At 37.4% G+C, this 9,851-nt stretch carries 7 protein-coding genes; 5 read left to right on the top strand and 2 right to left on the bottom strand.

Features of this window, described 5'->3' with window-relative positions:
- Window positions 1-363: 363 nt before the first annotated feature.
- Complete coding sequence (locus tag CD29_RS18960) at window positions 364-1,299, bottom strand: hypothetical protein (RefSeq protein WP_036190528.1); 936 nt, start codon at window positions 1,297-1,299, stop codon at window positions 364-366.
- A 236-nt stretch (window positions 1,300-1,535) separates the two neighbouring features.
- Between CD29_RS18960 and CD29_RS19835 the strand changes: the two genes are divergently transcribed.
- The 4 genes from CD29_RS19835 (at window position 1,536) to CD29_RS18940 (ending at window position 6,273) form a co-directional block, all read left to right on the top strand.
- The gene (locus tag CD29_RS19835; protein WP_052124261.1) at window positions 1,536-3,167 is read left to right on the top strand and encodes an S-layer homology domain-containing protein; all 1,632 of its coding nucleotides are present in this window, start codon (window positions 1,536-1,538) and stop codon (window positions 3,165-3,167) included.
- A gap of 230 nt (window positions 3,168-3,397) precedes the next feature.
- Window positions 3,398-4,780 (top strand): D-alanyl-D-alanine carboxypeptidase/D-alanyl-D-alanine endopeptidase, encoded by a 1,383-nt coding sequence (dacB, locus tag CD29_RS18950; RefSeq protein ID WP_235801875.1) that lies wholly within the window; start codon window positions 3,398-3,400, stop codon window positions 4,778-4,780.
- 52 nt (window positions 4,781-4,832) lie between these two features.
- Window positions 4,833-5,822, top strand: a complete 990-nt coding sequence (locus CD29_RS18945) for a phosphotransferase enzyme family protein (RefSeq protein WP_036190523.1) — start codon at window positions 4,833-4,835, stop codon at window positions 5,820-5,822.
- Between the two features lie 253 nt (window positions 5,823-6,075).
- Entirely contained in the window at window positions 6,076-6,273 is a 198-nt protein-coding gene (locus CD29_RS18940) for a hypothetical protein (RefSeq protein ID WP_036190520.1), read from the top strand.
- A 561-nt stretch (window positions 6,274-6,834) separates the two neighbouring features.
- On the opposite strand, the gene CD29_RS18935 is transcribed toward CD29_RS18940, so the two are convergent.
- Entirely contained in the window at window positions 6,835-7,986 is a 1,152-nt protein-coding gene (locus tag CD29_RS18935) for a pyridoxal-phosphate-dependent aminotransferase family protein (protein ID WP_036190517.1), read from the bottom strand.
- 447 nt (window positions 7,987-8,433) lie between these two features.
- On the opposite strand from CD29_RS18935, the gene CD29_RS19830 reads away from it, so the two are divergent.
- Window positions 8,434-9,102, top strand: coding sequence for a helix-turn-helix transcriptional regulator (locus tag CD29_RS19830; protein WP_052124260.1), 669 nt, complete (start codon window positions 8,434-8,436; stop codon window positions 9,100-9,102).
- Window positions 9,103-9,851 lie beyond the last annotated feature (749 nt).

Below are 9,851 nucleotides of genomic sequence, written 5' to 3'. Positions count from 1 at the left end.
CCCATTAAGACAGTAGAGGCGTAAAAGCGTTGTGAGTTGTCTAAATAAGTCTCCCATTAAGACAGTAGAGGTTTAAAAGTGGTGTGAGTTGTCTAAATAAGCCTGCCATTAATTCAGTAGAGGTGTAAACGTGGTACGAGTTGTCTAAATAAGCCTCCCATTAAGACAGTAGAGGCGTAAAAGCGGAGTGAGTTGTCTAAATAAGCCAGTAATTAAGACAGTAGAGGTGTAAAAGTGGTGCGAGTTGTCACAAAAAGTAAGTTTATGAGACAGTAGTGGCGTGAACTCCCTGCAAGTTGTCCCGAATCGCCGCAACATTCACACCATTACACTTCCGCCCCTATTTAAAAATGAGCACCACCATCACCCATACTCAAAATCAATCCAATGCGGAAACTTCAACTCGTAATACCTGCAAGATCTTTTCACTTTCCGAATATAGGAATACCAATTATAAGTCTTTGAATATTTTAATCGGATATCACCTTGCACATCCGTCAAATCTAGTTCATTCAACAATTCCACTTTGGTGAAGAAGCCTGGATAGTCTGACCTTTCACAGGAGCAACAAATAAACCATCCATCTAAAGCATCCATATCCACTTCATTCCCAATAACCTCATAATCATTACAGCCGCCGTCACAGAGGTACGCTTCGTCAGAATAGATATTATCTTCAACAAAGGCACTCCCGAATACATTTGCAAATTCGTCCAAGACTTCGTTTAAGTAAGACTGATTTTCAAAATAAAACGCCATGTTATCATGCGGATGCACGTTATCTTTCAATAGGAAAAATAGATTCACCGCAATTTTATCGTAGAGATATTTTGCAAACTCATACCAATTTTGAATTTGACTACCCGATTCATCTAAATAAACATCCACCGACAAATAATAATAAATTTTCCTTTCAGGCCGCCAATGCAATATTTTATTCTGCAATTCTTCAAACTTTAATAAATACTGATAGATTTCATTCGCGAATACGCCATCATCGCCTTTAGTCTGATAATAATCCAAATAAGTTTCGAAAACTTCATCGATCTTATCGTTCATTTCATCCACTGCATGTAATGGATATTTGTTAGGGTAAGTGCTTTGTAAATCCACCTGCCAATTTTGCAACCAGTCTAAATAGTTTGTTCTTATTCCTTCATAGTCATCGATGTAAGGATGTGCTGTATCGTCCATGGAATGTGGAAATACATCATAACAATCATCTGAACAGAATACTTCACCAACTTGATTTACACGGTAGGTATCATCAATCTTTTGCTCACAATTGAAACAGTTCATAGTAACCTCCTGAATGCATATAAATTTGCCCAGACCCCCAAAACGAGTTTTTTGAACATATTTGCAACATACATAGGGATATTATTTTTTGCTACGTCAATCTGTGAAGTAATGCACTTGCAAGCGTGTACGATACTTTTCTAAATAAATAGGCTGGTATTGGGATGGAATCTATTGGTAAAATAGTATAAATGTATATTCTAATCTAGTTCGAGAATTCGTAGGAGGAAAGAGGAATGGTGAAAAAAACAATTGCTATACTAGTAATGCTAACAATGTTGCTGAGTGTTCCATCCATTTCTTCGGCTAATGGTTCGTCATGGAACTTTGTTGAAAGTAATGTCGATTTTAAACTATTAAATTTACCGGCAAATTTCACATTTGCGGAAAATAATGCGATCCAGTTAAAAGACGGCCGCGTGATGGTCATTGGAACGAAGAACTCCTATATTTATAACTATAAAACACAAAGATGGTCGGTAGCTATGCCTGTAAATCAAAAGGGCGACATCTACTCACCTGTGCTGCTTCAAGATGGACGTGTGATGGTTTTCGTTGAAACGGATGTGAGCAACGATAGTAAAATAGTAAAAGCGGAAATTTATGACCCTGCCACTAATCGGTGGACTGCAACGAGTGAACTGAACACGCCGAGGTTTATAAGTATCAATGCTGTTTTAATGCAGGATGGGCGAGTGATGATTGCAGGTGGATGGTATGGAGAAGGAAATGATGTTGAGATTTATAATCCATATACAAACACTTGGTCAAAAGCGGCGGATATGAAGCATAAAGCTAACTCTGGAGTAACGTTTCTGCCACTAAAGGATGGACGAATCCTTGCAACTGGCGGATCTGTTTTAATCGAAGGGGACGGAACGCAGGTTAATAGTAAATATGCTGCTGCAATTGAAATTTATAATCCTAAAACTAACCAATGGGATGTTCATAGTTTCAATCAAAACTTCAATGGTGCTACTAAGTTAATGTATTTATCAAATGGGTCGATTCTTTTCTTAGGGAACTACAAAACAGGAATCTACTATTTACAAGAAGATAAATTTAAATCATTAACGGAATCTGGGTTTCACGCGACAGATGCGTTGGAATTGAAGGATGGTCGAATCTTAATGACAGGTTCAGATTCTAAAATGAAAAAAGGAAAGGCGTATCTTTACTCACAAAATACGTGGGAGTTGATTGAGATAGCCATCCCATCTACAAGACCACTTTTGTATTCATTACCGAACGATCAAATTTTAGCATTAGGAACAAATAAGCAGGTTAGTGAATTAGGGTATGAATGGATTTGGGATTGGATGTACACTTATTCCCCATCTGGCATATTCTTAGATGTGCCTAATGGATATTGGGCGGAAGACGAAATCAAATACCTTGTGGACCTGGGCATTATAAGTGGAATGGGTAATGGGAGGTTTGACCCGTCTTCAGCGGTAACACGTGCACAAGGCGCATCCATGATTGCTAGGTCTTTGAATTTGGACTTAAACAATCGTCCAAATCCAGGCTTTAATGATTTATCTACTAGCCATTGGGCATACAAAGCGGTCGCTGCTCTGGTAGATGAAGGGGTTTTTTCGAAAGGAACGGATTTCCAACCGGACAAACCGTTAACTCGTGAAGAAATCGCACGTTTGCTAGTAGATGCATATCAATTAGAAGGAGTGTCTGATAATAAATTTACAGATATCTCGAAAGATTACTGGGCAAGTTCCTATATTAATATATTAGCAACAAATAAAATTGCGGCTGGCTACCCTGATGGTTCATTTAAACCGAAAAAAGTAGTAACTCGTACGGAGTTTTCCGCATTCATTGCCCGTGTGATGGATGAAAGGTTTAGGTAGGGAAAGGGAGCTCTATAAGCATAAACACCTTCGATTAGAAATACTAGTCGAAGGTGTTTTTTTATGGTAAGGACAGACATTTGCTAGGTAATGGAATAACTTTAGCTTCATTCTATAATCTGGTAAAATCCGGTTAAATTTTTATATAATTGCTAGTTTAATTTTGTTAAAATTAATTATCAGTAAATTCTAAAAATAGGGGTGTAATTCACATGGAGGTTGTTTCGAATATGAATACGGGGCTTAGTGAGGAAAGTGTTAGTGGGATACAGCGTGCGATCGACGAAATAATTGGGGAAGAACATGTAACGGTTATGTTCCGTGATCGCGAAACGGGAGAAGTGCTTTATTCGCATAGAGGGCAGCATCCAATGCGACCAGCATCGAATATGAAGCTAGTTTCAGGCGCGGCAGCTTTGGGGATTTTAGGGGAGTCCTACCGCATGAAAACTGAAATTTATGTGGATGGTAATTTGGAGAATGGTATTTTACAAGGCAACTTAATTATAAAAGGTGGCGGGGATCCAACTTTAAATAAGGAAGCCTTTATTCAGTTTGCTACGAAACTTAAAGAGTACGGGATTACTGAAATTGTGGGGGATTTAATCGGTGACGATACGTTATTCCCAGGGGAGACATTACCACCAGGTGTGGATGATGAGGGAGAAACGTATTGTTGGGGTGCAAGGATTTCAGCTATTACCATGTCGCCTGATGGGGATTATGATGCGAGCTCGATTATCGTGACAGCAGAGCCTGGAGAAATTGGGGAGCAACCTAGCTATAAAGTAATCCCTTACTTAAGTGGGCATGAAATTACTAATGCTGCGCTAACTGTTGCAGCAAGTGAGGAGAATACTTTAGAGATCTTACGTACAAATGATACAAATCAGATCATCATTTCAGGTAACCTACCACAAGGTGAAAGCGCGAAAAACTGGGTGTCTCTACAAAACCCGACGATTAATACTTTACAGTTCATGAAACATATTTTTGAGCAGGAGGGGATCGCATTCGATATAACGAGCGCGGTTGTACAGGGGACTGTGCCTTCATCTGCCACGTTAATTTATACACATTTTTCACCAACAGTTGCTGAAATGTTCCCAGCTTTCATGAAGTTTAGTAACAACAGTATCGCGGATATTTTTGTGAAATTAATCGGCCACGAGGAGCAGGGTGTTGCGGATTATGAGTCGGGGCTGAAAAGTGTACGTGCCTATTTAGAGCAGCTTCAAATCCCGATTGACGGCTGGCAGTTTGTCGATGGCTCCGGTTTATCGCATTCTGATCGTTTAACATCAGAGGGGATAACAGCGCTACTTCATCGACTTCAGGCTGAACCGTACTTCGAAACATTCTTTGACTCGTTACCAGTCGCGGGCCAACCAGATCGTTGGGTTGGTGGGACACTTCGCGAACGATTCACAGAAAGTGAGTACGAAAATCGAATCTTTGCAAAGACAGGCTATATTTGGGAGGTATTCTGCTTATCAGGATATGTTGTAGGCGATAGCGGTAAGGAATATATTTTCTCGATCTTATTGGAAGGGTATGAGGAAGGGATTCCTTATATCGACCGTGGGCTTGCGGAAATGGTGAAGTATTTGTAGGTGAGGCGAAAGTGTACCAGCCGCCACCATTAGAGATGAGGAGATATTTAATATGATGAAACTTAGTTTGATGCATAAATTGCTAGAAACGGTTGATAGCGAGTGGCGAAGTCCGTTAGCAGAAAAAATATTAGCAAATTGGGGATATGATGAAGGATCCGTTTACTACTTTCGAGCGAGTGCAAACTTTATCTTTATCTTCAAAAAAGAGGGGAAAACCTATTTCTTAAGATTCAATGATTCGGGTGAAAGAGACCTTTCATCCGTCGAAGCGGAAATTAACCTTGTTCTACAATTAGGAAAAGACTCTTTAAACGTTGCTCAGCCAGTGCAATCGTTAAATGGTAAATATGTTGAAATAGTAGAAACTGAAATAGGAACATTTTATGCTGTTGTGTTCGAAGCGCTTGAGGGAAAACATGCTGACATCGATGAAATGACAGAAGAACAAATTTATTTGTGGGGGAAATCTTTAGGGCAATTACACAATAGCTCTAAAAACTTAGATGAAAAATTCCATGCTGCTCGCCCTAGTTGGAGAGAGCACCTTTTAAACGCGAAAGAGATAATTCCGACGAATGAAACAGCAGCGCATCAAGAGTTGGAGCGAATTTTGAGTTGGGCAGAAGGATTAAACATTTCTAAAGATAACTTTGGATTAATCCACTATGACTTTGAACTAGATAATCTCTTACTCAATAACGATGTGGTGGGTATGCTTGATTTTGATGATTGTTCTAGCTATTGGTATGTAGCGGATATCGTATATGCCCTTAGAGATGTGGGTGACTTTAGTGTGAACTCGCCTTTGATTAAAACCTTCTTAGATGGTTACCAATCAGAAACGACAATTGATAGTGAAATACTAAATGAAGCTTCGGAATTTATGAAATTACACAATTTAGTGACCTTCGGGAAGCTAATAAGAGCCATTGACATAGATGATTCTGGTGACTATCCAGAGTGGTTAATCAACCTACGAAACAAACTTTGTACGAAAATTGATGCGTATCGTCTTTCGTTCGAAGAGTTGAAGTGTTAATAACGATGAAAGGAGCTAACCGTGTCTGTTAGCTCTTTTTTATGTCCTGAAAGAGTTTAGGATCATTGTGATGGCAATACAAGTACGATGTTAGTCTGGTAGATGTTACCTTATAATAGGGTGAAGTCTGCTTTTTATTTGAGATAAAGTTAACTTAAACCGTATCATAAGTACGTGTGGATTAAAGAATTCCGAGGATTAGTAAATACATTAATGGGAAATCCCCTAAATAATAGCTAGAGGAGTCACATTATTGAAAAAACTAGGATTATTATTACTGTTTATCGGCATTGTGCTAATTGCAATTTTTATGATAGCAGACATAGAGATGACTGTTGAATTTTGGCTAATCGGCTTTGTAATCAGTATGGTTGTTTCTACTGCAGGGTTCATTTTGTTAATTGCGGATTTAGCGAAAGCAATTAAAGAGGAAAAGCGAGCGAAACGTTAGAATAAGTAGATTATCAAGTAGAACAAGTCTTCATCACTTCGATGAAGACCTTTTCTGTTCGAATTTCAAGGACAAAAGGTCATCATCACCTCTATGATGTCCTTTTCTGGTCGAATCTCAAGCGCAAAAGGTCATCATCACCCGTATGAAGACCTTTTCCGGAGAAATCTCAAGCACAAAAGGTCATCAACACCCGTATGAAGACCTTTTCTGGTCGAATCTCAAGGACAAAAGGTCATCATCACCCGTATGAAGACCTTTTCCGGAGAAATCTCAAGCGCAAAAGGTCATCATCACCCGTATGAAGACCTTTTCCGGAGAAATCTCAAGCACAAAAGGTCATCAACACCCGTATGAAGACCTTTTCTGGTCGAATCTCAAGGACAAAAGGTCATCATCACCCGTATGAAGACCTTTTCCGGAGAAATCTCAAGCGCAAAAGGTCATCATCACCCGTATGAAGACCTTTTCCGGAGAAATCTCAAGCACAAAAGGTCATCAACACCCGTATGAAGACCTTTTCCTGTGAACTACTTGCTAATACAACCATTATTACATCAGTTAGTTACCTTCTCTATAAGCCTCCAAGAACAACTGCCCAAGATTACCTTTTCCTTCGAACCCCAGATCACGGAGGCCATGATCAATTACTGTTAACACAGCTAAAACCTTTTCAACGAAGGCATTTTCACCCATATGGCCAATTCGCAGAATTACATCTTGATATTGCGCCAAAGAAGTAGCGATGTATAGATTGTATGTCTCTTTAATGTGTTGTTGTAATCGTAATGCGCCGATTTCTGAAGGAATCACCACAGCGGTTACTGTGTTGGAGCTTCCTGATTCTAAGAATAAAGATAGTCCGTATTCTTGTGCCGATTTGCGCACAGCGGCAGCAATTTTTGCATGTCTGTCATAAACCGCTGCTTGACCTTCATTTAAAATATTATCTAAGGCAACATCTAAAGCTTCAATCGTGCTAGCAGGCATAGTATAAGGTAACGTTCCTTTTTCAATATACCCTTTGAAAATTTGTAAGTTTGCATAGTAAGAAGAAATTGGAGTCTTTCGGTCATCCATCGCTTTTTTAGCATCTTCACTAACGGAAACAATTGCTAAGCCAACAGGTGCTGAAATCGCCTTTTGAGTCCCTCCACAGCAAATATCGATTTGGTTTTTGTCGACATCAATTGGCTCACCAACCATACCAGCTACAGAATCAACGACAGTTAGAATGCCATATTCCTTTAGAAGGGGAGATAGCACGCTTGCATCATTTAAGACGGACGTCGGTGTATCAACATGAACAAAAGTTGCATATTTAAAGTCACGATCTTTTTCTAAAAAGTCACGTACTTCTTCAACAGGGATCGCTTTTTGATAGTCAAAACTTAAGACTACAGGCTCGCCTCCATACATTCTGACGAAATCTTTAAACCCTTCACCGTAAATACCGTTATCAAGTACAAGGACACGGTCACCAGGTTCAGTTAAGCTCGCACATGCAGCTTCTAAAGCAAGAATCCCTTCTCCAGCAAGCAACAGCACTTCATTTGTAGTTCCCATAACCTGACCCGTTTTTTTGGATACCTCATGGTAATAGTGGATAAATTCCTTATCAAAATCTGTATTATTTGTTTTCTTAGCTAACGCCAAGCGTACATTCTCGCGTACATCTGTTGGTCCAGGTGCATAGCTCGGATTAAATTTCATCTATATCGTTCCTTTTCAATCAGTGTATTTAATGGGTTTAGATTAGCAAATAGTTGATATTTTTGAAAGTATCAGATTATTCGAAAGTGTAGATGTCACTTTAAGTAATAGCGGTTTATTGAAAATGAATAAAAAAAACTCTCCAAATAGTTGAACTCAATCATAGTAAATACGTTTTGTGAAAGAACACTATTCCGCTATGTAACTTTTACCCTTTATAAATATGGTAGAACCATTATAGAGATATATTATAATTTCATTAGACGTAAGGAAGCTTGCTAAGGGAATTCCATGTTCTGCAAGAAATACTTTTAATTTTTAAAGGACTAAAAACATTGTTATATCAACAATGACAAGAATCTTGTCGCTAGAAAATCAAGATGTTAAAAAGCTTATCTAGTCATTTAAAACAACCTAAAATAATCTAAATCTGAAAGGAGACGAATGATGAATTTATCAGGAAAACTCAAAAAACTAAGAGTAGAAAATAATTTAACACAAGAGCAATTAGCTGAAAAATTGCAAGTGTCAAGATCGACTATATCAAGTTGGGAAACGGGAAGGAGTTATCCTGACTTAGAGATGGTAATTGAGATTTGCGACTGTTTTAATGTTTCCTTAGATTTTTTACTAAGAGAGGATGAAAGAATGGTGCAAAGGTTAAATTTTGGAGTTAAACAAAAAAGAATATTAATAGGGCTAGTAATTATATTAGCAATATTGTTATTCAATTCATTAGTAAGCACAACATCATTCCAGGCTAATCCTAAAAGTTTGGAAATTAGTAACGTTAATATGATCCGAGATTTAAGTTACAATGGAGAAAATCCAGACAGAGATTGGAATACTACCATTAAATTGGATATGAAATCTAAAAACGTATTTTTTAAACCTATAGCGGATGATTTGTTAGTTTTTAATGACAACGGAAATTTAACAATACAAACAAATTGGTCGTTTAGCCTTTTCAACATTTTTGATACACGGAGAACTGTTCAAGCTAACCAGTCTGTTTTAATTAATGCAAATGTAACGAATGAAGATATTAAGTTGAATTTGCGCGGGGATAAATTGAATCAATTAATACCTTTCCATATATCTGTTATCAATAACTAAAATATTTCAGTGCAAATATTATATGAATTGCACTTTCGGTATTCAAAGTGATTTTATTACATATACAAATTTAATACTTAATCAACCTTTCCAAAGATCTAAACCCATCCGTGACTACAAACTCATGGATGGGTTATTTACTATGCTTAAAGACAGGATCATCTGTATTATTTATGTAAAAGCAATTACATTAGTGCTTCAATTACTATCATGGCATAAGGGGGATCACTTTGAAAAAAATAAGAGTCGGTAGTTTCAGCTACCCAATGAAATAAAATTGTCCACTGTTTTTGTATTTCTACTTATTATATAAGTAAGAACAACCTTATAATTGAAACATTAGGGAATCGATTGCTGTTTAAACACATCTGGCATTCTACATGGTATACAATTATCAACTTCCCAAACTGTCAACTTTATGTACCTTCGCAATAGTGATAGAAGCATATAAATAGATAAAAAAATATTTTAAGATTTAGTTGACATTAAATATAATAGTTGATATATTTATATAGCTGTCGCAAAGACGCTATATCAAAATTATATATTTATATAAAAGTGTTGACATATCTCATTACTTTGATATAATAAAATCCTGTCACCTAATAGAATGTTCGTTAGAAAAAACAAACATTAAAATAATGGTTGACATGAAAGAAGATATAATGATATAATGAAATTCCTGTCGCGAACGACAGAGAAAAATGAACCTTGAAAACTGAACAACAAAACGTTAATGAATTAAACGT

Source organism: Ureibacillus manganicus DSM 26584, from assembly GCF_000772945.1.
GTDB lineage: Bacteria > Bacillota > Bacilli > Bacillales_A > Planococcaceae > Ureibacillus > Ureibacillus manganicus.
The sequence above is the reverse complement of the archived record's forward strand: the minus strand, read 5'-3'. Positions and strand labels throughout refer to the sequence as shown.

What these genes read in the sequence shown, in the direction of transcription:
- CD29_RS18935 (WP_036190517.1), bottom strand. Translation starts at nt 7,986, where the DNA reads ATGAAATTTAATCCGAGCTATGCACCTGGACCAACAGATGTACGCGAG.
- dacB (WP_235801875.1), top strand. Translation starts at nt 3,398, where the DNA reads ATGAATACGGGGCTTAGTGAGGAAAGTGTTAGTGGGATACAGCGTGCG.
- CD29_RS18945 (WP_036190523.1), top strand. Translation starts at nt 4,833, where the DNA reads ATGATGAAACTTAGTTTGATGCATAAATTGCTAGAAACGGTTGATAGC.
- CD29_RS19830 (WP_052124260.1), top strand. Translation starts at nt 8,434, where the DNA reads ATGAATTTATCAGGAAAACTCAAAAAACTAAGAGTAGAAAATAATTTA.
- CD29_RS19835 (WP_052124261.1), top strand. Translation starts at nt 1,536, where the DNA reads ATGGTGAAAAAAACAATTGCTATACTAGTAATGCTAACAATGTTGCTG.
- CD29_RS18960 (WP_036190528.1), bottom strand. Translation starts at nt 1,299, where the DNA reads ATGAACTGTTTCAATTGTGAGCAAAAGATTGATGATACCTACCGTGTA.